17 protein-coding genes are annotated in these 26,078 nt (G+C 69.6%); 6 read left to right on the top strand and 11 right to left on the bottom strand.

Translation table 11 applies throughout. The features are described 5' to 3' along the window. Positions 1-39: 39 nt before the first annotated feature. Both EL266_RS08960 and EL266_RS08955 read right to left on the bottom strand, forming a co-directional pair. Positions 40-1,896: an amino acid ABC transporter ATP-binding/permease protein gene (locus EL266_RS08960; protein WP_026427200.1), complete on the bottom strand. Its 1,857-nt coding sequence runs from the start codon at positions 1,894-1,896 to the stop codon at positions 40-42. Continuing rightward, positions 1,893-3,830, bottom strand: a complete 1,938-nt coding sequence (locus EL266_RS08955; RefSeq protein ID WP_026427201.1) for an ATP-binding cassette domain-containing protein — start codon at positions 3,828-3,830, stop codon at positions 1,893-1,895. The genes EL266_RS08960 and EL266_RS08955 overlap by 4 nt, the downstream gene beginning before the upstream one ends. Before the next feature lie 122 nt (positions 3,831-3,952). On the opposite strand from EL266_RS08955, the gene EL266_RS08950 reads away from it, so the two are divergent. The 3 genes from EL266_RS08950 to EL266_RS08940 all read left to right on the top strand — a co-directional run bounded on the left by EL266_RS08950 (position 3,953) and on the right by EL266_RS08940 (position 7,072). Next, positions 3,953-5,074 carry a FecCD family ABC transporter permease gene (locus tag EL266_RS08950; protein ID WP_051281265.1) on the top strand — a complete coding sequence of 374 codons (1,122 nt, stop codon included), beginning with the start codon at positions 3,953-3,955 and terminating at the stop codon, positions 5,072-5,074. A gap of 157 nt (positions 5,075-5,231) precedes the next feature. After that, positions 5,232-6,218 (top strand): ABC transporter substrate-binding protein, encoded by a 987-nt coding sequence (locus EL266_RS08945; RefSeq protein WP_026427203.1) that lies wholly within the window; start codon positions 5,232-5,234, stop codon positions 6,216-6,218. Next, positions 6,215-7,072, top strand: a complete 858-nt coding sequence (locus tag EL266_RS08940) for an ABC transporter ATP-binding protein (protein ID WP_051281266.1) — start codon at positions 6,215-6,217, stop codon at positions 7,070-7,072. The genes EL266_RS08945 and EL266_RS08940 overlap by 4 nt, the downstream gene beginning before the upstream one ends. A 383-nt stretch (positions 7,073-7,455) precedes the next feature. On the opposite strand, the gene EL266_RS08935 is transcribed toward EL266_RS08940, so the two are convergent. The 5 genes from EL266_RS08935 to EL266_RS08915 form a co-directional block, all read right to left on the bottom strand. Beyond that, on the bottom strand, positions 7,456-7,914 hold the full coding sequence (locus EL266_RS08935) for a zinc transporter (RefSeq protein ID WP_126412285.1): 459 nt from the start codon (positions 7,912-7,914) through the stop codon (positions 7,456-7,458). 392 nt (positions 7,915-8,306) lie between these two features. Then, on the bottom strand, positions 8,307-8,891 hold the full coding sequence (locus EL266_RS08930; protein ID WP_126412283.1) for a DUF6318 family protein: 585 nt from the start codon (positions 8,889-8,891) through the stop codon (positions 8,307-8,309). A gap of 375 nt (positions 8,892-9,266) precedes the next feature. Then, complete coding sequence (locus EL266_RS08925; RefSeq protein WP_126412281.1) at positions 9,267-9,923, bottom strand: hypothetical protein; 657 nt, start codon at positions 9,921-9,923, stop codon at positions 9,267-9,269. A 463-nt stretch (positions 9,924-10,386) separates the two neighbouring features. After that, positions 10,387-11,040 (bottom strand): hypothetical protein, encoded by a 654-nt coding sequence (locus tag EL266_RS08920; protein ID WP_026427790.1) that lies wholly within the window; start codon positions 11,038-11,040, stop codon positions 10,387-10,389. Positions 11,041-12,105: 1,065 nt separating this feature from the next. Beyond that, complete coding sequence (locus EL266_RS08915) at positions 12,106-13,482, bottom strand: UTP--glucose-1-phosphate uridylyltransferase (RefSeq protein ID WP_026427789.1); 1,377 nt, start codon at positions 13,480-13,482, stop codon at positions 12,106-12,108. A gap of 169 nt (positions 13,483-13,651) precedes the next feature. On the opposite strand from EL266_RS08915, the gene EL266_RS08910 reads away from it, so the two are divergent. Then, complete coding sequence (locus tag EL266_RS08910; protein ID WP_051281382.1) at positions 13,652-16,513, top strand: hypothetical protein; 2,862 nt, start codon at positions 13,652-13,654, stop codon at positions 16,511-16,513. Positions 16,514-16,544: 31 nt separating this feature from the next. Here the strand turns inward: EL266_RS08910 and uvrA are convergent, their stop codons facing one another. Continuing rightward, a complete protein-coding gene (gene uvrA, locus EL266_RS08905) occupies positions 16,545-19,391 on the bottom strand; it encodes an excinuclease ABC subunit UvrA (protein WP_026427788.1) in 2,847 nt (948 codons plus the stop codon). 117 nt (positions 19,392-19,508) lie between these two features. Between uvrA and EL266_RS08900 the strand changes: the two genes are divergently transcribed. After that, positions 19,509-19,793: a YciI family protein gene (locus EL266_RS08900; protein ID WP_026427787.1), complete on the top strand. Its 285-nt coding sequence runs from the start codon at positions 19,509-19,511 to the stop codon at positions 19,791-19,793. Positions 19,794-19,891: 98 nt separating this feature from the next. After that, positions 19,892-20,530, top strand: coding sequence for a class I SAM-dependent methyltransferase (locus EL266_RS08895; RefSeq protein WP_026427786.1), 639 nt, complete (start codon positions 19,892-19,894; stop codon positions 20,528-20,530). A 9-nt stretch (positions 20,531-20,539) separates the two neighbouring features. Here the strand turns inward: EL266_RS08895 and EL266_RS08890 are convergent, their stop codons facing one another. The 3 genes from EL266_RS08890 to EL266_RS08880 all read right to left on the bottom strand — a co-directional run bounded on the left by EL266_RS08890 (position 20,540) and on the right by EL266_RS08880 (position 26,071). Then, the gene (locus EL266_RS08890) at positions 20,540-23,050 is read right to left on the bottom strand and encodes an HAD-IC family P-type ATPase (RefSeq protein ID WP_051281381.1); all 2,511 of its coding nucleotides are present in this window, start codon (positions 23,048-23,050) and stop codon (positions 20,540-20,542) included. A gap of 19 nt (positions 23,051-23,069) precedes the next feature. After that, positions 23,070-24,074 (bottom strand): TerC family protein, encoded by a 1,005-nt coding sequence (locus EL266_RS08885; RefSeq protein WP_026427785.1) that lies wholly within the window; start codon positions 24,072-24,074, stop codon positions 23,070-23,072. A gap of 338 nt (positions 24,075-24,412) precedes the next feature. Beyond that, entirely contained in the window at positions 24,413-26,071 is a 1,659-nt protein-coding gene (locus EL266_RS08880; RefSeq protein ID WP_051281380.1) for a hypothetical protein, read from the bottom strand. Between the last annotated feature and the right edge of the window lie 7 nt (positions 26,072-26,078).

Raw genomic sequence — 26,078 nt, 5'->3', positions numbered from 1 at the left:
CAGTTCAGGGGCCGGGCCGCCTCCCGCACTCCTGCCAGGTCATTGCGCGCCCACAACCGCCTGACCGCACGACGATGCCCAGAGCGCCTCACTCACGGACCTCGTCCCGCCGTCGTGGAGGAGCACGACCGCATCGCAGGCCCTCATGACGGCGCGCCGGTGGGTGATGATGATGGTGGTCCGGCTCGGTCTGCCGTGGATCAGGGCCTCGAGGAACTCGGCCTCGGTCCGGGTGTCCAGGCCCGCGGTGGGCTCATCGAGGACGAGCACGCTCGGGTCGCGCAGCAGGCCTCGGGCCAGGCCGAGGCGCTGGCGCTCCCCGCCGGACCATGCCGCTCCCCGCTCAGCCAGCACCGTGTCCAGGCCCTGCGGCAGGGCCCGCACGTGGTCCGCCAGGCGAGCGGCCTCCAGCGCCCGCCAGATCCCCTCCTCGGGAGCGTCGGGGGCCAGCAGGTTGTCTCGCACCGACGCCTTGAAGACGTGGGGGTGCTGCCCCACCAGGACCAGGCGCTCGCGGGTCCTCTCGGGGGCCTCGGCGCCCGTGTCAACGCCGTCGATGAGGATCTGCCCCTTCTCCTGCGCGATGAGTCGAGCCAGGCTCAGCGCCAGGGTGGTCTTGCCGATCCCGCTGGGTCCGACGACGGCCACCATCTGCCCGGCCTCGACATCCAGATGGACGCCGTCGAGGACGGGTCGGTCGACGTCGGGATAGCGCACCCGCAGGTCCCGAACCTGTACGCTCCCGAGCCCGTGGGCCCCCAGGTGGTCCTGCGGGGCCTGCGATTTCTGCGCAGCGCCGGCCGGGTCCCTCTGCGGGCCGGAGGCGTCGTCGTCGGGCCCGGGCCGCCCATATGAGGCGGCCGACGCCGGGGGCGCCACCGGCCTGATGCCCGGGGCGCGGATGAGGGCGTCCACCCGCTGCGCTGCGGCCGCGGTCTCCCCCAGGCGGCTCATGGCGCCGGTGATGGCCGTGGCCGGCAGGAGACTGACGCCCGCCAGGGTGACGACCACGGGGACCAGGTCCGGCTGGAACTGCCCCCGGCTCGACAGGTCGGCGGCCAGGATGAGCGCCAGGATGACCAGGGCCACCGAGGCCGCCTCGATGAGGGCCTGTTCGAGCCCGGTGCGCAGAGCCAGGGCTCTGCGGGCCGATTGGACCCGGCGCGTCTGCGCGGAGGCCTGACGGGAGACCTCGGGCAGCCGGCCCAGGAGCAGGGTCTCACGTGCGCTGGCCCGAGCCGACAGGGCATGCGCGGACAACTCCGCCAGGGCGGCTCGCAGCATGGTGCCCTGCCGTGCGGCCCGGGGCAGCAGGAGCACCGGAACGAGCACCACGAGGGCCTGGGCCGCGGGGATGACGAGGGCCCACGGCCCGAGCCAGGCCAGGGACAGCCCGCTGACGGTCAAGGCCGCCAGGACTCCGGCCAGCACCTGCGCGGCGGTGTGCGCGTAGAACCACTCCAGGCTCTCAGCGTCGGCCATCGCTGCCGAGACGGTCTCGCCGGAGCGGCGGCGGGCCAGGCCCAGCGGCGCCAGGCGGGCGATGGCCCGGTGGATCCTCAGGCGAATGGTGTCGATGACCCGATAGGCCAGCACGTGGGCGAACCACTGCTCGAACCAGGCGACCAAGCCGACGGCGAGCACTCCTGCGAGCAGCGCGACAAGCAGGTGGCCGGCGCTGCGGGCACCGGATGCCGCCAGTGCGGAGGCCGCTGCCACCGACAGGAGGGCGGTGGTGATGGACAGCAGGAGGGAGAGCCACACGGTGGCCAGGACGATCGCGAACAGACGGCGCTGGTTGCGCAGGTGACGGCTCATGGCCAGGACGGAGCGAGTCATGTCGACCAGCCCCGGGGCTGCGGGGACAGGTGTCTGGGCGACAGTGGACTGTCTCATCGATGCGCTCCTTGCCTCTCGCGCTGCGGCGTGGCCAGGGCCTCGCAGGGCTCGACGGCTTGCGAGCCATTGAGCTCGGCGGACACGAGGGCGGCGAAGGCGCCGCCCCGGGCGACAAGCTCCTCCGGCGCGCCCTGCTCGACCACGCGCCCGTGATCCAGAACGATGACGCGGTCGGCGCTGCGGGCCACGGCGAGACGGTGGGTGATGGCGATGACGGTGCGTGCGGCGTCGCGGCGCACGGCCTCGACAAGTCGGGTCTCAGCGGCCGGGTCGAGCGCCGAGGTGGACTCATCCAGGATGAGGATCGCGCGCTGCTGCGCCAGGGCCCGGGCCACGGCGACGCGCTGACGCTGCCCTCCCGACAGGAGGGCGCCCGCCTCCCCCACGGCTGTTCCCAGGGTCAGGGTGGCGTCGTCAGTGCCGATCCCTGCGGTGCGCGCCGCCCGGGCGATGACCTCCTGGCTGTGCCGGCTGCGCTGGGTGGCGCCCGAGGTCGGGACCGCCGGTGAGACCCCGGTCCCCCTCAACGGCCCGCCATCACCGGGGCCACCGGGAGCGCCGGGATCCTCTGGCAGGCCCAGGGCGATGTCCTGCTCAACGGTGACGCCGAGGAGCACCGGGTCCTGGGGGACGAGACTGACGAGGTCCAGGAGCCGGTCGGGGCCGCAGGCAGTGCCGGAGACCTCGATCGTTCCGCTCTCGGGGGCGAGCAGTCCCACGAGAGCCGCGGCCAACGTGGATTTCCCTGAGCCCGTGGCACCAACGATCGCCGTCAGGCCCGGGCAGAAGTCGAGATCGATGTCGACCAGCGCCGGGGCCTGGGCACGCGGGTAGCGGGCGCTCAGGCCGCGTACCGTGACCACGGGGGCTGCGGGCGGGTCTCCATCGGCAGGTCCCGGCGCATGGCGGGTGCTCCTGGGCTGCTGCGCGTGCGGGCGCCGGGAGGCGCCGTCGGGCTCGTGGCCTCGATGGTGCGCGCCCGTGGCATCGGAGTCGAGCAGTTCCATGATGCGGGGGCCCGAGAAGGTCCCCAGGTATCCGGCATGCCACAGGGCCGCCAGATCGCGCAGGGGTCTCACCAGCTCAACGGACAGCAGCACCAGTACGAAGACCTCGAAGGCGCTCAGGTCCTTGCTGCGGGCGACGACTGTGGCCAGGACAAGGGCGGGCACGGCGGACAGGGCGAATCCGGAGAGCCCCGATTCGAGCAGGGAGATCCGCAGCTGCCCCAGAGTGCGCGCGAGCAGGCGCTGGGACGCCTGGGCCAGCTGCTCCTCCCGCCACAGGTCCGCCCCGAAGGCGACCAGGGTCGTCATGCCCTGCATGGAGTCGACGAACTCGGCGTGCAACTCCTGGTAGGCGTCCCAGTGGTCGGCACCGCGAGAGGCCAGGATCCGATCCCACAGCCGCGGCAGGCTCGGAAGCAGTAGAGCCGCGGCCACGGCGATGACTCCGGTCACCGGATCGATGGCTGTCATGATGCTGCCGACCACACCGAGGACGAGGATCGTCACGGCCATCTGAGGGATGTAGCCCGAGAGGTAGGCGTCGAGGTTCTCGATGCCGTCGACGACGGCGGCGTGATCGTGCCCCGTGCGACCAGCGGCAGGATCGAGCGCGCTGCGGCGGATGAAGGCGGTCAGCGCCCGGGACCGCAGCGAGGCCTTGACCCGGGTCATGGCATGGTGGGCCAGGAGTTGACGGACCATCACCAGCAGTGGCCTGATGAGGAGCACGGCCACCAGGGCGAGGACGCTGGGGGCCAGTGCAGGGTCGGACAGCGGCGCCTGGGAGATGAGCATCGCGAAGATCCGCGAGCTCAAGAGCGCCTGGCCGGTCCACGCCGCGGCCACCGCGACCCCTACCGCGGTCAATGCCACGAGAAGGGCTCCATGGCCGGCCCACAGTCGCATGAGGCGCATGTGCTGCATGTCCATCCTTTGGTCGGATCGCTTCCCTGCCTCGGGGTGTCGGGGAACGCTTCGGTCAGCCCTAAGAGGCGTGCCGCAGCGATCTCGAACCGCACCTTAACGAGAATGATTACCATACGCACATGCCTGTCGCCCCTCCCCTGAACCCGCGCTACCGGCCTGGCGGCCTCCTCCGGCCCCCTCGGCGCCGCCAGCGCGCCTGCCGCCCGCTGCTGGTGATGGCCGTCCTGGCGGCCGCGCTTCCCCTCATCGCCCTCGTGTCGGTGGGGATCGGCCAGGTCCATGCCTCACCCATGGAGGTCGTGACGGCCCTCCTCAGCCGCGAGACCACAGCCGCGCCGTCCTCGACCCTGGAGACCGTCGTGTGGCAACTGCGCCTGCCCCGGGTCCTCACCGGACTGTGCGTGGGCGCCGTTCTGGCCTGCTCCGGAGCCGCACTCCAGGCCGTGGTGCGCAACGTCCTGGCCGACCCCTACCTGCTGGGCATCTCCTCCGGGGCATCTCTCGGCGCCGCCCTGGTCATCGCCGGGGGTCTTGCCAGCACGCTCGGCGCCGCCATCGGCACGGCCGCCACCCCGATGAGCACCCTGGCAGTGACCGCAGGCGCCTTCGTCGGAGCGATCAGCGCCCTGGGACTGGTCCTCGTCCTCGTGGGCGCCAGGCACCACCGGACGTCCGGCTCGCGCCTCATCCTCGCCGGGCTCGCCGTCGGCTACTTCCTGTCCGCGGCCACGAATCTGGTCGTTGTCCTGTCGGACAGTCGCGACGCCGTGCGCGCAGTGACCTTCTGGATGCTGGGATCCCTGGGGCGCGCCTCATGGTCCGAGGTCCCGCCCCTGGCAGGGGCCGCCCTCCTGGCCGTCGGCTTCCTCACCCTGCGCGCTCGGCGCCTCGATGCCGTCGGCTTGGGCGACGACGTCGCCCGATCCATGGGGATCGACCCGGAGCGACTGCGTCGATCCACAGCGGTCGTGGCGGCACTGGCCGTGGCCATCGCCGTCGCCGTGGCCGGAACCATCGGCTTCATCGGCCTCGTGGTCCCCCATCTTGCCCGGCTCCTGGTGGGCGCCACGCATCGCCTGCTCCTGCCCACCAGTGCGCTGCTGGGCGCCCTGGTCCTCACCGGCGCCGATGCCCTGGCCCGCACCGTTCTCGCGCCCCGGGAGATCCCCCTGGGAATCCTCACCGCCCTGGTGGGCACACCGCTGCTCATGGTCATGCTGCGGCACAGGAGCCCCAGGTGACCCGCACATGCCGACTCTTCTCCCCGCCTGACCGCGCTGACCGCGCTGACCGCCACGGCGGTCATATGAGCGGATCCACGACCAGTGCCACCACGCGACTCAGAGCGGCATCACCGCCTTCACCACATCAGTTCACGACACCACGCTAGGAGAATCAATGCCCTCCCCTCTCATGCTGCGCTCTATCCGCCCGACTGCGGCGCTCACCGCGATCCTTGTGGGCCTCGGCCTGATGGGCTGCTCGGCGGTCAAGGACTCCGACGCCTCCTCGCAGGGCGCCTACCCCGTCACCGTCGAGGACTGCGGGAGCACGGTCACCATCGACGCCGAGCCCAAGCGCATCCTGACGGTGGGCACGGCCGCCGTCGAGATGCTCGACGCCGCAGGAGCGGCCGACCGCATCACGGCCCGCACCGGCGAGTTCGGCGCTCCCCTGCCGGAGACGCTGAAGAACCCTCCGTCCGACGATCTCATCACCAACCCGTCGGATCCCACGACTGAGGAGATCCTGGCCGCCGAGCCGGACCTCGTCCTGGGATACGGCCTGTTCAACGCCGATATCGACCAGTTGCGCCAGGCCGGCATCACCGTGCTGACCGTCCAGGGCGAGTGCGGGCATGACAGCACCTCGCAGTCGGGCTCCGGCGTGACGCTGACAACCGTCACCGACGATCTGCGCCGACTCGGAACCGTCCTGTCCACGTCCTTCACTGCTGATGCCGCCGCCGCGAGCCTTGATGAGCGCATCGCGCAGGCCAGGCAGGACAAGGCCGGCAGCACGGCCGCCTGGGTCTACTACTTCTCCTCACAGGACCCGCTGTCCGCCTACGGCGGGCAGGGCCTGGCGAACTCCTCGCTGCAGGACGCCGGACTGACCAATGCCTACGCCGCGAGCATGGACGCCTATCTCACGATCTCGGTGGAGAGCCTGTTGTCGCAGCAGCCCGATTGGATCATCCTCAGCTATGGCCTGTACGGGGAGAGCGAGGAGGAAGCCAGGCAGAAGTTCCTCGCATCTCCCGGCGTCGACTCACTGACCGCTGTCAGCCAGAACCACCTCGTGCTGCTGCCCGCAAGCGCCTCGGCACCAAGCCCTTCGGGCATCGCCGGCATGGAGCAGCTCGTTGAGGCGACCCGGAAGTGAAGCCCGACGCGGATGGCACGTCCCTCGCACCGCCGTCCTCGCATGGGCGCGGGGATTGCCCCAAGACCGCGGCCCTGGCGCGAGCCGGCTCGAGAGCCAGCGCCCTGGAGGCCGACGACGTCCACCTCACCCATCGTCATGCCGATGCGCTGGCTGGCGTGAGCCTGCGTGTTGAGTCGGGCGAGACGGTTGCCGTGGTGGGACCCAACGGGTCGGGCAAGACGAGCCTGCTGCGCATCCTGGCGGGCATCACGCACCCGACCCGGGGGCAAGCCCTGCTCGAGGGCCGGGACCTGCGCAGCATCAGGGACAGGGAGCGCGCCCTGCTGGTGGCCTGCATGGCTCAGGAGGAGCACACCGATCTTCCCTTCACAGCTCGAGAGGTTCTGCTGCTGGCCCATACAGCGACGATGAGCGACTGGCGCCCCTACCGGGCGCACGACCATCGAGCGGTCGAGGATCTGGCCGACTCCTGGGATCTGGGCGGCCTGCTGGACCGCAGTCTTCAGCAGATGTCCGGGGGTGAGCGCAGGCGGGTGTTCCTGGCCCGAACCTTCGCCCAAGGCACGCGCACGGTCATCCTCGATGAGCCCACGAACCATCTCGACCTGCGGTATCAGCATGATCTACTGGAGCGCCTGTCCGCCTCGTCGCGCACCACTGTCGTCGCGCTCCACGACCTCGATCTGGCCGCAGCCTATTGCGATCGGATCGTGCTCATGGACGCTGGCCGGGTCGTCGCCGATGGCCCGCCGGGTCAGGTGCTGACCGCTGCGGCGATCGAGGCGGTCTACGGTGTCACAGCTCGCCGAGCCGATCTTGACGGGCGCGTGCGCATCCTCATCGGTCGCTGACCGAGCGGGCGTGGGGGCTGCCCTTCTGCCTCACCGGAGTGATCGTCCTCTACCCTCACCTGGAGGCGGACGCGCTCTTCCTGGAGTTTCCGGACACCTCGCCTCTGCGCTTAACGGGGCCTGCGGCTGTCATCGCCGCACCCATGGTGACATGGCACGCCCATGGCCTTGATGGCCTTCGCAGCCATCCCGGTCTCGAGCCGCTGCGGATTCGCGATCATACGGAATCCTGATCGACCCTCGCCGCCCCGCGGGAACGATGACGATGCATCCTGAGAACAGGGGCGAGGTCTTCACACAATCCCTGAATGCGTCGTGATGGGATGATTCGCGCTTCCATGCGCCCCCTATCAAGCCTCTGGACGATTCTCAGCGAGAATATCTCAGTGGTTTTGCTCTTCTTCGGCGTCGTCGGTGAGGTAGGTGATGGTGCGCACCACGTCGTAGGCGGTGGTGGTCTCGGTGGTGGTCAGGGTCCCGGGGATGGGGCGCCAGGCGCTGGTCCCGGCGGGCTGGTAGCGGGCCCTCCAGGTCGTGGTCAGCGTGGTGTGGATCTGGGTATGCGTGGTGGTGTAGTCATGCCACACGGTGTGATCGGGCCAGGCCGCCCCCGGATCAGTGGTCGACAAGTACACCCCGTCGCCGAAGTCCCACAGGTAGGAGATCGGCGTGGTCTCAATGGTCACCGCCCGACCCAGGATCTGGGCGGTATAGGTGCGGGTCGCGGAACTGGTGTAGACGATGAAGGGCTTGGTCGACAGCACCTGGGGCCCCGGGGGCTGACGAGTGATGCCCGACCCGCTCAGGGACAGGGCCGCCAGATCATGAACACTGACCACCACGCGCCCACCCCCACCCGGGGCAGCCGGGGCCGGGGCCGGGGCAGGGGCCGGGCCGGTGGCACGGGCCAGCAGCTCACCAAGCCTGCACACATCAGCACCCGCGCCCCTGTCATCACAGGAGGACTGCTGAGTCTCCACCACCACAGCCCCACCCCCATCCGAAGGCCCAGAACCCGACTCAGCCGACGGAGCCGAAGCAGCAGGCTCCTCATACACCACCGACTCCTCACCAGTGACAATAACGGAGTCTCCAGCGCCTTCGCCACCGAACACGGTCTCTCCATCTGCTTTCGCGGTGCTGAGAACGTGATTTAGTGCCATCAAGATGCAAAGCGCCACGAAGGCCGTCACAGTTGGCTGCGCAATACTCGCAGGCGCACCTTTCTTAGCTCTCACAGATGCTGCCCCTCCCGTACGATCCAGCGATTTCCATTCCACCGGAGCGCTAGTTTGATCTTGTCCTCAGGGCTGGCATCATAGGCGGTCTTCCCACCTTTACCGTCATGCTTACTGGCCTCACCCTGACTGATCGTCACATCCACGGCCGCATAATCGTAGCCCTCATTCTGAACATAGATCGTCGAGTCGGTAACGGAAAACTCCCAAGGGTCCATCCAGCCGCCCGAATCATGAAGAGCCGTCACATTGTCAATGACAGATTGGCAGAATTCGCAGCCTTCTTCACTCATGGCTTTCCACTCGGTGAGATCACCAGTCGAATACACGTACGGGTAAAGCGAGATGAAGTACTCGGCGGCGGCGCCTCGGCCCTCGGGAGTGTTGTAAGTCGCCAACTCGGGCATCACCGGCGCCGCAGTGGCCAAAGCCTCCTGCTTAAGCCCCCACTCCTCCACACTCAGCCCCTCAGCAGCAGCACTGGCACTGACCACCGCCGAAGCACTGGCCGCAGCACTCGCACTGGCACTGGCCGCCGCAGACCGCTGCGCATCCCACGTCGCCTGCTGACTGGCCATCATCTCCGCATGCGAGGCCCCACCCGAGCACCCCGCCACCACCAGCACCAAGGCAGCCACGGCCACAGCGCCAACCAGCCCCAGCAGGCCAGCCCGACCAGCACCACGCTCGCCAGAGCGCCCAGCACGCGCACCAACAACCGACCCAGCAACCCGCACACCCATGAGCGGCCACCCTCCATGCGATCCGAACCAGCACGGGCCTCACCCTCGAGACCAACACCAACACTACCCAAACCACCCCCACCAACGTCAAGACCCAAACGTCCTCGACCCAGACCTCCTGGAGCCAAGCCCCAGACAACCAGACCTGCTCGCACCAGGGCGGCTCTGATCAACTGTCTTGTCAACAGCAGGTCGCGAGGCCGAACCCGCCGCTCACGGGACCGGGTCCCCCAGGCACAGGGAGAAGTCGAACCTATTCGTGTCCTTGGCCATAGTCACACGGAGAGACTCAATCGGGTTGCGGTCGCCGTCGGGAGGGATGATCCGCTCCAGGCGCCAGCTGTAGACCGAGTCGATCGGCTCCTCCACCCCGGTGCACACCTCGGCACCCGGGAGGTCTGAGTCCGAGAGCAGGGTGGGGACCGTGCCTTCGGCGACAGCCAGGACCGGAAAGGCTCCCGATTCGCACGGCGAGCGCTCCGCCGTGATCTCCTGGGCGCCGGGCGAGGCGGAGGCGGCGGCCGAGCCCCGAGGCTGTCCTTCGGTCAGGGTGACGCAATCACCGGCTGCGATGGTATTGATCTCCTTGGCGAGATCAGAGGAGGCCAACGCCATGCACGCCACGAAGCCATTCTCGTAATAGATCGACTCCGCGCCGGCAACCTTGACACATTCGGGGCTATCTTCAGCTAGGTCGACGATCCGATACTTCGCCCGCTCGTTGCCGCAGTCGATCACCTTGCCGGAGCCTTGCGACGGATCGGTCACGCATTCGCCGACCTGGGCAGAGGTGATGTCCTTCCGGCCAAGATCCTCCAACGCGGGCTTCAGCATGACAGCCGCGCACAGGAGAACCACGATGATCGCCACGGCGATGATGATCAGGTTGAGGCGCTTACTGCTCCTCCCGCCCTGCCGCGGGCCGGACTGCGGACCATAGGGAGGCATCGCCGTGCCCGGCGGCTGTGCCGCAGGAGTCCAGTGGTAGTACCCCGCACCAGGGAGCGCCTGGTTATGGGGCCCGTACGGCCCGGGAGCCGGGTGGTGGTGCATGACATGTCCTCCTGACTCGCGCTCCCGCGCTGAGGTGCATCGACGGAGCCGGGAACTCACCCGCCGACGCATGCAATCCGTTATACACCAGTGATGGCTGCCCGGGGCAGGGTTAGCAATGGGGAGCTCAATCCGGGCAGGGCAATGCCACCACGTCTCCTCTACCGGCCACTGAAGCGCCGCAGATGCGCCGAGTCGCCCGGGATGCCTCAGCGCCATAGGACATCGTGGACAACTCCCACTGGCGCAGCAGAACGGCGTCGGACTGGCGGCCCGCCACTCACATGATCGGACTCCCCAGGCACAGGGAGAAATCGAAGATGTTCGCATCCTCAGCCGAGGTCACGCGGAGGGACTCGATCGAGCCGCGATCGCCGTCGGGCGGGATGATCCGCTCCAGATTCCAGCTGTAGACCCAGGTAACGGACTCCTCTACCCCGGTGCACACCTCGCGGCCCGGGGCACGTGAGTCCGCGATCAACCCGGAGGGCTTGCCCTGGGCGACGGCCAGGACCGGGTAGGCCCCCGATTCGCACAGCGAGCGCTCCGCCGTGCGCTCCTGGGCGCCGGGCGAGGCGGAGGCGGCCGAGCCCCGAGGCGTCCCTTCGGTCAGAGTGACGCAGTCACCGGCCGCGATGGTGTTGATCTCCTTGGCACGATCAGAGGACACCAGCGCCATGCACGCCACGAAGCCATTCTCATAGTAGATCGACTCCGCGCCGGCGACGGTCACGCAGTCGGCGCTGCTCCTGGCCAGTGCGAGAATGCGGTACTGCGCCCGCTTGTTGCCGCAGCCGACAACCTTGCCCGTGCCGCGCGATGGGTCGGACACGCACTCGCCGACCTGGGCAAAGGTGATGTCCTTCCAGTGCAGGTCACCCAGCCTGGGCTTCAGCACGACAGCCACGTACACGAGCGCCACGACGACCACCACGGTGATGAGGATCCAGAGGCGCCGACCGCGCCTCCCACCCCGCCGGCCCCGCCGAGGGCCGGGCTGTGGGCCATAGGGATGCATCACGACTGCCGGGGGCCGCGCCGTCGGGGCCCAGTGGTAGTACCCCGCACCAGGGAGTGCCTGGTCGCGGGGTATGTGCTGCCCGGGAACCGGGTGGTGGTGCATGGTACGTCCTTCTATCTCGCGCTCCTGCACGGATGCGTCCAGGCGCGGCCGACCGGCCGTCCAATGAGTCCTGCGAGGCGGGCCCGAGCGCACAGGGCGGATGCCCACCGACGGAGCCGGGAACTCACCCGCCGACGCCTGCGATCCGTTATACACCAGCAACAGCGGCCCGTGGCGGGGTTCGCAGACCGCCGACGCCGCCGGGCCTCCAGACCCTCACATCGCGGCGAGGCTCGGGCGGCCCCCACGATCCCCGATCCCGGGCACCCTCCCCGGTTGCACGAAGGCCGACTCCACCGAACTTTCAGATATTTATCAGGAGGCTGTCGGTTACGCGTCTTGCTGTGAGTTGGCGCTGAAAATCAGCCTGATCTGGTCTCATCAATCGATCCTCCCAGCCCGCCTCGCCCGGCATCCTTGGGTATGCTCGTGACGGCCGCGGATGGGGAAGGGCACAGCGGTGGCTCTGCCCCAACCCGGCCAGGCACATGACCGCGGGCACCTGGTGCCCATTGTTCCGGGGAGGGGAACCTCTCCCCATCCCTCAGCAGTCCTCATCCCAGCGTCGACCCCTCACCATGGTGCTCATCCGCACTGCCGCACCCGCAGCCAGGAGTCCTCGCCACACCCATGATTCGGATAGGAGCACAGGCATGGAGGCCTTCGAAGAACTCATCGCCATCCTCGACGAGCTCAGAGCCGAGACCCAGGAGGAGATCAGGATCCTCGAGGTCATCGCCAACCCTCCGCCGCTTCCCATCCCCGAGCCCCTTGGCGCATCAGGGAGTCGTGAGGCCGAGGCCGTCGGAATCCGACTGGCCCCGGCCTGCGGCCCGGCTTCCCGGAGCATTCTGCCCGTGCGCCGCTGCGTGCCCCTCAGATCCTGGCGCCGTCGTCAATCCGGCCAGGCGCGCCTTGGGCACTCACGCAGGCCTCGCCAGTCGCGACCACGCTGGCACCGAACGTCCAATCGCCGGTGACGCTCAGCGAGCGCGCCCCGCGCAACGAGGGCGCCCCGACGGGGAAGCGCTTCTCGAAATCCCTGATGGTCTTGTAGTGCGCCGGGTCGAGGCTGACGGTGCAGGCCTCCTCCACGGTCTGGACCAGCAGTCCATCCTCATCGACCTCGTAGACATCCGAGCGCAGCAGCAGCAGATCATTGGTGGTCTTGACCGGTAGGAAGCGGCTGCGGGGGACCTCCACCGCCGTCGCCCCCTCGAAGGCCTCCACGGCCGCCCCCATCGCGGTCTCCAGTTGGATGACGGCGGGAGAGGCGGGATCGGAGGGATCCACGGTCTTGCTGTTCTTGATCAGCGGCAGCCCCAGAATGCCCCGGCGCTCCGCCAGCGTGTCACGCAGGACCTCCAGATCGAACCAGAGGTTGTTGGTGTGGAAGAAGGGGTGGCGGAACTGGTCGGTGAAGTAGTGCATCTGGTCCGCGGGGGTCTGAGCCGTATCCCGCAGGATGATGCGCCCATCACTCTTGCGCACGGCGAGGTGCCCGCCCTTGACATCGGCCGGGGTGCGCCGGCACATCTCCGGGGCGTAGGGGGCGCCTGAGGCCGCGAACCACCCCGCGATGCGCGCCGAGGGAGCCGCGCCCAGGTTGTCCGAGTTCGAGGTCATCGCATAGCGATAGCCCTTGTCCAGCAGGGCGTCGAGAACGCCGGAGGCGACCAGTGCCGTGTAGATGTCGCCATGCCCCGGCGGGCACCACTCCAGATCGGGATCGGCCTCCCAGGTCACCGGGGTCAGGTCATCGGCGCGCAGCTTGGGCTCGCGATTCTGCAGGAAATCCAGCGGCAGGCCCTCGACGCGAATATCCGGGTGGGCCTCGAGAGCGGCCAGGGAGTCCTGCCTGGTGCGGAAGGAGTTCATGAGGATGAGGGGGAGGGTGGCCCCGTAGCGCTGACGGGCGGCCCTCACCTGATCGACGATGAGATCCAGGAAGGTCTTGCCCTCGCGCACGGGCAGGAGCGACTTGGCCTGATCCAGGCCCATCGAGGTGCCCAGGCCGCCGTTGAGCTTGATGATGGCGGTGCGCCTGAGGGCCTCGCGCGCATCACTCTCACTGATCTCGACATCGTCGATGGAGTCGATGCTGGTCAGCGGCTCAATGGTCTCCTCGGGGATGAGGCCGGTGGCCCCCTCCTCCAGCTCACGGTAGTAGTGGGAGAAGACGTCGATCGCCTGCTCGGCAACGCCCGCGTCGCGCATCTTCCTGACAGCCTGGGTGAGTCCGGTCTCGCTCATGGCAGCAGACTACCTCAGAATGAGCGATCACGTCTGCTAATGTGCGAAATTGTTCGATAGGAGCGTGATCACGTCCGCTTCTCGTCATCCACTGGTGGGCACTCCCCGTGGTCACCGGTGCGGCGAGCGCCTACGCTGTTCGTGCTGCCGAAGGCGCAAGGAGGAGCACATGTCATCGCCGTTCCCATCAGGGCCCACCACGGACCAGATCATGCAGCGCCTGGACCTCCTTGAGCGCAAGATCGACTGGCTCGCCAGGCACGCCGCCCTGATGCCTCCCCACAGCGGCCCCTCGGCCATCGTTGAGACAACCGCTGAGACAACCACTGAGACAACCAATGAGGCATCGGCATCCCAAGGGGAGCTCAGCACGCCCCACCAACCCGCCCCGTCCTACGGCATCGTCCCCGACGACGCCGACGACCCCGACAACCCCGACGACGCTGACAGCCCCTTTGCTCCAGATCCCCATGCCGCCTCCTCGGCGACGAGCGCGGCTGGACAACAGTACGGGCGAGTCTCGCCCTCCGAAGCAGCCGAGTCGGCCACCGACCCCGCCAAGCCCGCCGAGCCCATCAAGGCGGATCAGCCCTCAGCGCCCACCCAGCCCGCCGCGGCCTTCGCCCCGCCCTCGATCCCACCGGCGGGCCGGGCGCTGCCCGTACCTCCTGCCGGCCTCGCCCATCCACCCCTTCAACATCCCCACCCAGGCTTCGCACCGGGCTGGCCCGCTGCCTACCACTACCAGCCGATGCGCCCCGACCAGCGCTTGGCACCACCCGGCGGCCCCGTGCCGCCCCAGTGGCCTGTCGGCAGGCCTCCCATGCCAGGCGCCCCTCCGACGGGCCCCGGCGTCGGCGCTGGCGCTACCGCCGCTGCTCCCAAGCCCGCCTGGCCATGGCTCGAGCGCATCATTCAGGAGGGCAAGCTCGGCATGTTCCTCCTGTCAGGCGCCGCGGCCCTCCTGGTCATCGCCGCCGCGGTGAGCCTGATCGCCCTGGTCTGGGACTCCATCCCCGATCTGCTCAAGATCGGGGGCCTGGCCCTGCTCGCGGGAAGCCTGACGGCCGTGGGGTTGGCCCTGTCCATCACCCGGCCGGGGCAGCGCGTCGCCGCCGGCACCCTGACCGGCACCGGCGGTGGGCTGGGATTCGTCGCCGTCATCGGCGCCGCCCTGCTCCTGCCCGGGGTCTCCGCGCCACTGGCCATGCTTCTCATGGCCATCTGGGGCGTCCTCCTCCTCATCGTCTCGCGCCTGACCCGTGTGCTGTTCACCGCCGTCGTCTCCACCATCGGAGCACTGGTGACCATCATGTTCGCCGGGGCCGAGGCCTCTCGGCAGCCGCAGCAGGCAGTCGTCATCTGGCTGCTCGTCCTGGCCTACGCCCTTGTCCTCGCTCTGAGCGGCGCGATCCTGGCACGCGGTGCCCCCGAGACGCGCCAGGCCGCCTGGTACCCGCTGACCTCCATCGTCGCCACCCTCGCCGCGCTGGCCCTCGCCCCCGCGCGGCACATGCTGGATGCCTCCGTGGGCATGAGCATCGCGATCCTCCTGACGCTCAGCGCACTGCTCATCGCACAGGTCCTCCACTCCGGCCTGTGCCTGTGGCGGATCGGCAGGCGCGCACTGACCGGATGGGACTGGCTGGCCACGGGCCTGTTCCTCCTCGCCATCGACACCATGCTCATCACGGCCCTGCGCGCAGACCACCAGGAGGAGGCCTGGGCCGGACTCCTCGTGGCCATCGCCATCCTGGTCATGCTCGTGGCCGTCTCCGTGGCCCTGACCACGCTCCCCGCCCCCGAGCAGTGGCGCCGCGCCCTGGCCATCGCTCAGCAGGTCGTGGCGCCCGCGCTGGGAGGAGCCGTCGTGCTGGCCGTGGGCGAGCCGCTCCTCTACCCCCTCCTCCTGCTCGCCGTGGCCCTGTGCCTGATGCCGGCGCTCCGGCTCCAGTGCGCCGAGGCCCACCTCGTCATCCCCATCCTGGGCTTCGGAGCCGTCTTCCTCCTTTTCGAGGGGCGCTCGGCCGCTTGGCTGACGATCCTGTCCATCCTGCTGGCCGTCCTGCTCAGCGCCTCCCTGGAGGGTGCGGCGCGGCACCCCTCCCCGGCCGCCGTCGGCAAGAGCCTGGCAAGCGCCCTGCGCGCAGCGGTGATCATCACCGCCGTCAACATGGTCGCCCTCATCCCCCTGGCCGTGCTGCTCATGATCGATGCCTCCAATCACGCCTTCGGCCTGGCCCAGATCCTGCCCGGGGTCCTGCTCGTGAGCCTGGCGCTGCTGGGTCTGTTCTCCCCCGGGGCGACACTGCTGCAGGTCCTGGGGGCGCGACTGGTGGGCAGGCGCTACGGCATCGATGCGGCCGGGCGCCCCCTGACCGGCACCGGTCCCACTGGCGGCGCGGTGCTCAGCGCCCTGCTGCTCAAGGCCACGGGCATGCTCCTGCTGCTGATCGCCCCGCTGCAGCCTCTCCTGGTCTGGAAGGCTGCCGTGGTCCTGGTGGTCGCGGCTCTGGGAGGCTGCGGCTCCTGGATGCTGGCGCCCTGGGCGCGCCGCCCCGGCACCTCACTGATCATCGCGATGAGCAGCTCAATCCTCGTGCTGGGCTCGGTGATGACGCTGACCCAGACGGGCCCCGGCTCCGTGGTGACCTCCGTGGTTCTCCTGCTCATCGGGGCGGCGTGCATCGTCGTCGGCTTCCGCCAGCGCCTGACGCCCCTGCGGCACTACGGGCTGGTCCTGGTGCTCGTGGCCGTGCTCAAGCTCGCCGTGGTGGACATGGGATCCCAGAGCTCGATGGGCAGGGTGCTGTCCCTGGCCATGGCCGGCGCGATCTGCTTCGTCCTGTCCCTCATCTACAGCCGCTACTCCAAGGAGATCGGTGGTCCGGCGCCCGTGCCCGCGGGCGGGTGGGGAGTCAACCCCGCCGGGCCGCAGGGCCCAGGCGGCCCGGTACCACCGGGCGCACAGCCTCCCACCGCATACACCTGGCCGCAGCCTCCCCCGGGCAGGCCTCCGGCCATGGGCTAGCCTCCCAGCGGTGAGCGGCCCGAGGCCTCCTCTACCGGCGCAGGCCCTCGAAGACCTGGGCGAGGAAGCGGCCGGTGTGGGACTCCGGTGTGGCCGCCACCTTCTCCGGGGTGCCTGCCACCACCACGCCTCCCCCGCCCTTGCCGCCCTCGGGGCCCATGTCGATCACCCAATCGGCGTTGGCGATGACATCGAGGTTGTGCTCGATGACAACCACCGAATTGCCCTTGTCCACCAGGCCCTGGAGGACGGCCAGCAGCTTGCGGATGTCCTCGAAGTGCAGGCCCGTCGTCGGCTCGTCCAGGACGTAGATGGTCCGGCCGGTGGCCCGGCGCTGCAGCTCGGTGGCGAGCTTGACGCGCTGGGCCTCACCCCCGGACAGGGTTGTGGCCGACTGCCCCAGGCGCACGTAGCCCAGCCCCACCTCCACCAGGGTGCTCAGGTGCCGCGAGATCGCCGAGGAGGCGGAGAAGAACTCGGCGGCCTGATGAATCGTCATGTCCAGGACATCGGCGACCGTCTTGTCCTTGTAGCGGATCTCCAGAGTCTCACGGTTGTAGCGGGCGCCATCGCAGACCTCGCAGGGCACATAGACGTCGGGCAGGAAGTTCATCTCGATCTTCAGCGTTCCGTCGCCCTTGCAGGACTCGCAGCGCCCTCCCTTGACATTGAAGGAGAAGCGCCCGGGGCCGTAGCCGCGGACCTTGGACTCGGGGACAGCGGCGAAGATCTTGCGGATGTGATCCCACACCCCCGTGTAGGTGGCGGGGTTGGAGCGGGGCGTGCGGCCGATCGGGGACTGGTCGACGTGCACCACCTTGTCCAGGTTCTCCACGCCGCGCACGGTCTTGTGGCGCCCGGGCACGCCCCGGGCCCGGTTGAGGCGGTTGGCCAGCACCTGGTAGAGGATCGAGTTGACCAGGGAGGACTTGCCCGAGCCGGAGACGCCGGTGACAGCGGTGAACACGCCCAGGGGGAAGGTCACTGTCACATCCTTGAGGTTGTTCTCCCGCGCCCCCACCACGGTGACCTCCCGGCCCTTGGTCCTCTTGCGACGCACCGCGGGGACCTCGATGCTGCGGCGCCCCGCCAGGTAGTCGCCGGTCATGGAGTCCTCGGCCTCCAGCAGACCGGCGAAGGTGCCGCTGTGCACCACCCGTCCCCCGAGCTCCCCTGCGCCGGGGCCGATGTCCACGATCCAGTCCGCCGAGCGGATGGTGTCCTCATCGTGCTCGACGACGATGAGGGTGTTGCCCAGGTCCCGCAGTCGAGCCAGGGTCTCGATGAGGCGGGCGTTGTCCCGCTGGTGCAGGCCGATGCTGGGCTCGTCCAGGACGTAGAGGACGCCCACCAGGCCCGAGCCGATCTGGGTGGCCAGGCGGATGCGCTGGGCCTCCCCGCCCGAGAGGGTCGCGGCCCCGCGGGCCAGGCTCAGGTAGTCCAGGCCCACATCCACCAGGAAGCCCAGGCGGGCATTGATCTCGGTGAGCACGCTGCCGGCGATCTGCTTGGCCTGTCCTGACAGGTCCAGGCCCGCCAGGAGGTCCCGGGCCTCGCTGATGGGCAGCTCGCAGAGCTCGGCGATGGAGCGCTCCCCCACGCGCACGGCCAGCACCTCGGGCTTGAGGCGGGTGCCCTGGCAGGCGGGGCAGGGCACCTCGCGCATGTAGCCCTGGTAGCGCTCGCGCGACCAGTCCGACTCGGTCTCGTCGTGCTTGCGCATGACGTAGTCCAAAACGCCCTCGAAGCCCGAGGAGTAGATGCGCTCCCGGCCCCAGCGGTTGCGGTAGCGGACCTTGACCTCGTAGTCCTTGCCCCGCAGGATCGCCTCCCTGGCCCGCTGGGGCAGCGCCCGCCAGGGGGTGTCGACGTCGAAGGACAGCTCTTCTCCCAGGGCAGCGAGCTGGCGGGTGAAGTACTTCTGATGCCCGGTCCACGGAGCGATGGCGCCCTGGGCCAGGGTGAGCTCCTCATCGGGGACCACCAGATCGGGGTCGACCTCCAGGCGCGTGCCGATCCCGGTGCACTCGGGGCAGGCGCCGTAGGGGGCGTTGAAGGAGAAGGTGCGCGGCTCCATCTCATCGAGCTGGAGGGGGTGCTCATTGGGGCAGGCGCGCTTCTCGGAGTAGCGCTGCTCGCGGGCCGGATCCTGGGCATCGAGGTCGACCTGCTCGATGATGAGCAGGCCCTCGGCCAGTGCCAGGGCGGTCTCAACGGAGTCGGTCAGGCGCTGGCGCATGCCCTCGCGCACAACGAGGCGGTCGACGATGACCTCGATGTCATGCTTGAGCTTCTTGTTCAGGACGATGTCCTCATCCAGGCGGCGGGTCTGGCCGTCGACGCGCACACGGTTGAAGCCGCGCCCTCGCAGCTCCTCGAAGAGCTCGAGGTACTCGCCCTTGCGCCCGCGCACCACCGGTGCCAGGACCTGGAAGCGCGTGCCCTCGGGCAGGGAGCGGACCTGGTCGACGATCTGCTGGGGGGTCTGGGAGGAGATGACGGCATCGCAGGTGGGGCAGTGCTGGATGCCGGCTCGGGCGTAGAGGAGGCGCAGGTAGTCGTAGACCTCGGTGACCGTGCCCACGGTGGAGCGGGGGTTGCGGGAGGTGGACTTCTGATCGATGGACACCGCCGGGCTCAGGCCCTCGATGAGCTCGACGTCGGGCTTGTCCATCTGGCCCAGGAACTGGCGGGCGTAGGAGGACAGGGACTCGACGTAGCGGCGCTGCCCCTCGGCGAAGATCGTGTCGAAGGCCAGTGAGGACTTTCCCGATCCGGACAAGCCGGTGAAGACGATCATCCGGTTGCGGGGCAGGTCCAGATCCACGCCCTTGAGATTGTGCTCGCGGGCTCCACGGACGATGAGAGAGTCATTCACGGGAAAGGAGTCTATGCGCCATAGCGCTTCGCACACGTGTTCGACACGTCTCACAGGCCCGCCCGCCCGGCGCCCGAAATCCCCTCCGCAGGGCGTGCCCGCCTCTAGCCTGGTGCCATGAGCACGATCTACGCCGTTGAGTACGCCTACGTCACCGACCGTGATGAGGAGATGGCCGAGCTGCGACCCGCGCATCGGGCCTTCAACCAGTCCCTGGCAAACGAGGGCCGGCTGCTGGCCGCCGGCCCCTATGTGGGCACGCATGACGCGCTCATCGTGGTGCGCGCCGAGGACGAGGCCGATGCCCTGGCGCTGCTGGAGGATGACCCCTTCCAGCAGGCGGGCTTCATCGCCACGCGCACCCCTCGTCAGTGGAATCCCGTCATCGGCGTCCTGGCCTGAGCCACCGCCCCGGGCATCGTCCAACCGGATGCTGCCTATCGACCATATTTTGCTGACAGTCCTTGCTCGGCCTATTCGCGCGATGGAAGCCTGGTGGCATGGAACCCGCCATGTCGCCCGCTTTGCCCAAGGCCCCCGCGCACTCGCAGTTCTCCAGGCCCTCCTCCAGTCTCATCGGCCGGCTGCTCCTCACCGCCATGAACCAGGGCCACCAGCCCTTGCACGCGTGGGGACTCAAGCGCCTGGTGCTTCGTCCCTCCGATCGTGTCCTTGATGTGGGCTGTGGCGGGGGCGCGGCGATCAAGCGGATCCTGCGTGAGACCAGAAGGGAGGTGGCTGGGGTCGATCACTCCCCCGCAGCCGTGGACACCGCGTTGAGGGCCAACCGCGCCGCCGCAGCCAGTGGCCGCCTGAGAGTTGTTGAGGCCTCTGTGGAGGATCTTCCCTTCCGCGACGGGTTCTTCGACGCGGTCACCGCCTTCGAGACCACCTACTTCTGGCCGGACATCGCCGCCGGGATGGCGGAGATCCGCAGGGTCCTGCCTCCCGGCGGACGCCTGCTCATCGCCAATGAGTACGCAACCCGCAGCGATGCCGGCCATTGGGCCGACAGGCTGGAGATGACGATCCCCGACGGCGACCACCTGGCAGGCATGGCTCGTCAGGTGGGCTTCAGCCAGGTCGACTGGGACCACCATCCCCGTCGCTCATGGCTGCGCCTGGTGGCCATCGCCTGAGCCCATCTCTTACTCCCCCACGCCGAGCAGCCGCCTGCGCAGGAGGTAGACGGCCTCGATTCCCGCCACGGCGGCGCCTGCCATCACCGCAACCGCCAGCCACACCCCGGGGGCGGGCCAGGCCAGGAGGAAGAAGCCCCGCACGGCGGGCACCAGCACCCCGACCAGGGCCCCGGAGCCCATGAGCAGGACGAGCCCGAGCCTCCAGCCGAACAGCGGGCGCGCGGTCAGCGTCAGCAGCCACAGGCCCGAGGCCACCAGGACCAGGGTCGCTCCGGTGGAGACCTGGCCCGCGGGCGCGCCGCTCAGGGAGAGCCAGGCGCGGGTGATCAGGACGGCGCATCCCGCCACCACTCCCGCGGGCGCTGCCAGGGTCAGGACTCGGCCCAGGAATCCGGCCCGGTAGCGCCGCGCACTGGGCGCCAGCGCCAGGATGAAGGCGGGAAGGCCGATGGTCAGCGTGGAGACGATGGTCAGCTGGCGCGGCAGGAAGGGGTAGGAGATGGCGGTGGCCGCCACCACGACGGCGATCAGCGAGGCGTAGACGGTCTTGGCCAGGAACAGCGAGGCGATGCGCTCGGTGTTGGCCATGACGCGCCGGCCCTCGGCCACCACGCGGGGCAGGGCGGAGAACTCCCCGTTGATCAGCACCATGCGGGCCACGGCCTTGGTGGCCGGCGCGCCGTTGCCCATGGCGATGCCCAGGTCGGCGTCCTTGAGGGCCAGGGCGTCGTTGACGCCGTCGCCGGTCATGGCCACCACATGCCCCCTGGAGCGCAGCGCCCGCACCAGGGAGCGCTTCTGCTCGGGCGTGACCCGGCCCAGGACCTGGGCCCCCTCAACGGCCTGGGCCAGGCGCTCCAGGTCCTCGGGCGAGTCCTCGCCGTGCTGAGCGCCGGGGGGCAGCTCACGGGCGTCGATGGCGACCAGCTCTGTGCCGTCGGGGGCGGTCACGCCGGCCTTGCGGGCCACAGCGGCCACGGTCTGCGGGTTGTCGCCGGAGATGACCTTGGCCTCCACGCCCTGGCCGCGGAAGTAGTCCAGGGTCTGGGCGGCGTCGGGGCGGATCTCCTCGGCCAGGGTGATCAGCGCCGCCGGGGCCAGTCCTGCGGGCAGGTCGGGGTCCTCCTGCCCCTGGCCCCAGGGCTGGGAGGATCTGGCCAGGGCGAGCACGCGCACGCCCTGGGCGGCATGCTCCCTGACCCGCTCCAGGGCGCCGGCACCGTCCTGGGCCGCGGCCAGCACGATCTCGGGGGCGCCCAGGATCCAGGTGGTTCCCTGGCTGCGGATCGCCGACCATTTGCGGCGCGAGGAGAAGGGCACCGCCTCGGTGGGGCCGGTTCTCTGCGCGGCCGGCAGCGCCTGCCCCAGGTACTCCGGGCGCGCCAGGCCCTGGGCGATCGCCGTGGAGGAGGCGTTGGGATCCTCGCCGCCACTGAGCAGCGCCAGGGCCTCGAGGGCGGCCCGGTCGGCGGGCCCGCCCTGGGCTGCGGTGATGTCCTCCAGGGTGATGGCGCCGGTGGTGATGGTGCCGGTCTTGTCCAGGCACAGGGTGTCGACCCTGGCCAGGACCTCCACGGCCGGGAGCTCCTGGACCAGCACGTTGCGGCGGGCCAGGGCCAGTGAGGCGGCGGCGAAGTTGACGCTGGTGAGCAGCACCAGGCCCTGGGGAACCATGCCGACCACACCGGCGACGCCGGCGACCAGCGCCATGCGCCATGTCCCCGAGGACAGGGCGGTCTCGAAGCCCCCGTGGGCGCGCATCTGGGACCACACGAGCAGCAGGGCCACCGGCACGATCACCCAGGAGATCCAGTGCAGAACCCGGTTGGTGCCCGCCTGGAGCTCGGAGACGGCCAGGGAGTAGCGGCGGGCCTCGCGAGCCAGGCGGTGGGCGTAGGAGTCGGCTCCCACGGCGGTGGTGCGGAACAATCCGGTCCCGGCGATGACGGTGGTGCCGGACATGACCCGCTCCCCCGCGCCGGGGCGCACGGGCCGCGACTCGCCGGTGAGGATGGACTCGTCGATCTCCAGGCCCTGGGACTCCAGGACCTGGCCGTCGGCGGGGACCTGCTGCCCGGCGCGCAGGCGCACGACGTCGTCGAGCACCACCTGCCCCAGGCTCACCTCCTGCTCGGCGCCGTCGCGCACCACCTCGGCCCGGGGGGCCTCCAGGACGGCGAGGCGGTCCAGGGCGCGCTTGGCGCGGATCTCCGCCAGGGTGCCGGTGGCGGTGTTGAGCAGCAGCACGAAGCCGAACAGCGCGTCCGCCGGATGCCCGACCACCAGCACGACCACCAGTGCGGCGCCCAGGATCGCGTTGAAGATCGTCAGGACATTGGCGCGCAGGATCTGCGCGGCGCTGCGGGAGGTCCGCTCCCGGTACTCATTGGTCTGACCGGCCTGGACGCGCTGGGCGACCTCGGCCGCGCTCAGGCCCTGGACTCCGCCCGTGCGGGAGGACTGATCACTGCTGACTGTCACAGTGCTGACAGTAGCGGTGCGGCTGGGCCGGGCCATCCGCCTGCTGAACGACCGCTCAGGCGGCGGTCTCCGCCCTGCGGCGGTCCGCGCGGGACTTCACGATGGAGGCGATCACCGTGATGAGGATGGTGACCACGATGAATCCCAGGGAGACGCCGATGGAGGGCTCGGGAACGAGGTGCACCTCCTTGCCCCCGTTGATGAAGAACACCTCGTTGGTGTGCAGCGCGTGGTTGACGAGCTTGAGACCGATGAAGCCCAGGATCGCGGCCAGCCCGTAGTGCAGGTAGACCAGGCGGTCGAGCAGGCCGTCGATGAGGAAGTAGAGCTGGCGCAGCCCCAGCAGGGAGAAGGCGTTGGCGGCGAAGACCAGGTAGGGCTCGGAGGTCAGGGAGTAGATGGCGGGGATGGAGTCCACGGCGAACATGACGTCGGCGGTGCCGATGGCGATGATGCACAGCATCATGGGGGTGATCATGGTGCGCCCGGCGTGGCGGTGCACGAGCTTGCCGCCCACGAAGCCGTCGGTGATGGGCACGACGCGGGAGATGAAGCGGACGAAGCCGCTGGGCTCGTACTCCTCGCTGTGATCGCCGGGCTCCTCCACGCCCTCGCGGGCCTGGGCGATGGCAGTCCACAGGAGCCAGGCGCCGAAGATGTAGAAGATCCAGGAGAAGTTATCGATGAGGGCGGCGCCGGCCAGGATGAAGACCAGCCGCAGGACCAGGGCGATGATGATGCCCGCCAGCAGCACCTCCTGCTGGTACTTCCGCGGCACCCGGAAGGAGGAGATCATGATGACGAAGACGAAGAGGTTGTCCACGCTCAGCGCCTTCTCGGTGATGTATCCGGCGAAGTACTCCTGGCTGTAGACGCTGCCCCACACGGCCCGGACGATGCCTCCGAAGACGACAGCCATGGCGATGTAGGCCGCTGACCACCAGGCGGCCTCCTTCATGGTGGGCTCGTGCGGGGTGCGCACATGACCGACGATGTCGATCGTGATCATGATCAGGATGATCGCTCCGAGGGCGATCCATCCCAGGGCGTGGACATCCACGTGATTCTCCTCCGGTACGGGTCTGGTACCGGAAGGTCTCCTCCCGCCGCGCCGGCGCCCTGATCGCGCCGGCACTGGCCCTCGACGCCGGGAGACGGGCCGGCGCGCCGCTTGGCGCGCGACCCTCCGCCGCGATGACGACGCCGCTGTTGGTGGGAGTACTCCCCTGCGCCGGTAACGCTGATGAGTCTAACGTCCCGGTTCGCCGCGGGTCGGAGTCGCGGGTCACCTCGGCACTGTGTGATCGGCAACGGCCCGCCGCGTCGACGGCCGGTCCCCGCCGGGGCGCGCCGCCGCCCGCCGGCGGGGGGTCCCGCAAGGAGTGCTCAAAGGAGTGCTCAGGGGTTGAACTGGTAGAGCCGCCATTCGCGGCCCTCGTTGTTGCTCCACGCCGCCACGAGCGTGGCATTGCCTCCCCCGTCCCACAGGTGGGGGTGACGACGGCGCACGGAGTCCGCCGGGGCGAAGGTCTCGTCGGCCACCAGCGCGTAGCTCACCCCGTGGGCGGGAGGATCATCGACCACCTCATCGAAATCGCGGTCCGGGGTGATGATGAACTGCTTGGGCCTGTCGCTGTAGAGGATGATCGGGAAGGTGTAGGCGGCGTCGGTGATGATGCTGCCCTCGGGCAGGCCCATCCCGTCGATCTGGGCGGCTGCCTGGCGCAGCATCGGATAGCGCCCCTCGCGCACGGCCAGGGCGGCCTGGTGCTCCTCGCGCGCCAGCTCCGGATTGGCCAGGGCCCGCCAGGCCACCGGCAGGGACAGCACGAGGGCCGCCACCACCGCCACCGACGCCGCTCGGCGGCCCGCACCGGCAGGCGGGACCAGGCCGCCGGTGCGCTCGGCGCGGCTCAGCGAGCCGGCGAGGTAGCCCGATGCCAGGACCACCAGTGGGATCGCCGCGATCTGGAATCGCATCCACCCGAAGGAGCTGCCGGCCACGAAGGTCAGCCACTGGAAGCCGAGGATGGCGCCGAAGGTCGCCAGCGGTGCGGCGATCCTCGGGTCGTTGCGCATGACGGCCACCCACGCGGCCAGGCCCACCACGGGCAGCAGGAGGGGCGCGGTGTTGGCGAGCTGCTCCACGACATGCGCCATGCGCTCGACCGCCGTGCTGCCCGTGGCCGCCGCGATGCCGGTGCGATAGGAGCCCACCTGCGCGGTGTTGCCGTACTCGGAGGTGAAGGTCTCCAGCCAGGATCCCACGATGAGCCGGCTCATGAGCGCCCAGACGATGAAGGCCGTGGCCAGTGGGGCGACGGCCAGGAGCGTGTCGGTCATCGCCGCGGCCCGCGGGGCCCGCCGGTCACGGGAGCGGGCCAGGGAGACCGCCAGGACCAGCGCCCCGACTGTGGGACCCATGGCCAGGGCCTCATAGCGCACGAAGTAGGCCGTGCCGCAGCCCACCCCCACCAGCACCAGGTGCCAGGGATCGTCCTCCAGGAGCCAGAGCATGAGGTGGATGGTGACGAACAGGCAGGTCACCAGCAGCATGGCCTCGCTGGCACCGGTGGCGGCAGCCAGAACGATCAGCGGGTGGAGGGCCATCGCGGCGGTCAGGACGCCCTGAGCCAACCGGCCTGATCCGAGCATGGCCAGCAGGCGGTAGGTCTGGGAGACCGTGGCCGCTCCGCACAGCACCGAGACGATGACTCCTGCCAGCACGCCGGAGGCCATGAACTTGAACACCGGCGCCACGACCAGCAGCGGCAGGACCGCCAGGGAGGGCAGCGGGTTCCAGACGAATCCGATGGCCGCCAGGCGCGGGTCGCGACTGAACAGGACGTAGTAGGCGTTGGCCACCCGGCTCATGGAGTCGGGGAAGATGTAGTCGTTGACGATGAGCCACACGCCCAGGAGCCCGTAGACCAGCAGGCAGGACCAGAACACGATCCTGCGCCCCACGTCCTTGCTCCCGGCGCGGGCGACCCGCGGCGCCGAGGCGGGCGTGGTGGGGGCAGCGCGGTGGCGCAGCGGCAAGGCGGCAGTGCTCACCGCCGCG

Origin of the sequence: Actinomyces slackii (genome assembly GCF_900637295.1) — a bacterium.
Classification (GTDB): Bacteria; Actinomycetota; Actinomycetes; order Actinomycetales; family Actinomycetaceae; genus Actinomyces; species Actinomyces slackii.
Note: the sequence above shows the minus strand (reverse complement) of the source record. Positions and strands in the feature narration are given on the sequence as shown.

Bases quoted from the DNA above. Each gene is read 5' to 3' on its own strand.
- EL266_RS08915 (WP_026427789.1), bottom strand. From the start codon at position 13,482: ATGAGCGAGACCGGACTCACCCAGGCTGTCAGGAAGATGCGCGACGCG.
- EL266_RS08950 (WP_051281265.1), top strand. From the start codon at position 3,953: ATGCCTGTCGCCCCTCCCCTGAACCCGCGCTACCGGCCTGGCGGCCTC.
- EL266_RS08910 (WP_051281382.1), top strand. From the start codon at position 13,652: ATGTCATCGCCGTTCCCATCAGGGCCCACCACGGACCAGATCATGCAG.
- EL266_RS08960 (WP_026427200.1), bottom strand. From the start codon at position 1,896: ATGAGACAGTCCACTGTCGCCCAGACACCTGTCCCCGCAGCCCCGGGG.
- EL266_RS08930 (WP_126412283.1), bottom strand. From the start codon at position 8,891: ATGATGGCCAGTCAGCAGGCGACGTGGGATGCGCAGCGGTCTGCGGCG.
- EL266_RS08890 (WP_051281381.1), bottom strand. From the start codon at position 23,050: ATGGCCCGGCCCAGCCGCACCGCTACTGTCAGCACTGTGACAGTCAGC.
- EL266_RS08900 (WP_026427787.1), top strand. From the start codon at position 19,509: ATGAGCACGATCTACGCCGTTGAGTACGCCTACGTCACCGACCGTGAT.
- EL266_RS08955 (WP_026427201.1), bottom strand. From the start codon at position 3,830: ATGCAGCACATGCGCCTCATGCGACTGTGGGCCGGCCATGGAGCCCTT.
- EL266_RS08895 (WP_026427786.1), top strand. From the start codon at position 19,892: ATGGAACCCGCCATGTCGCCCGCTTTGCCCAAGGCCCCCGCGCACTCG.
- EL266_RS08945 (WP_026427203.1), top strand. From the start codon at position 5,232: ATGCCCTCCCCTCTCATGCTGCGCTCTATCCGCCCGACTGCGGCGCTC.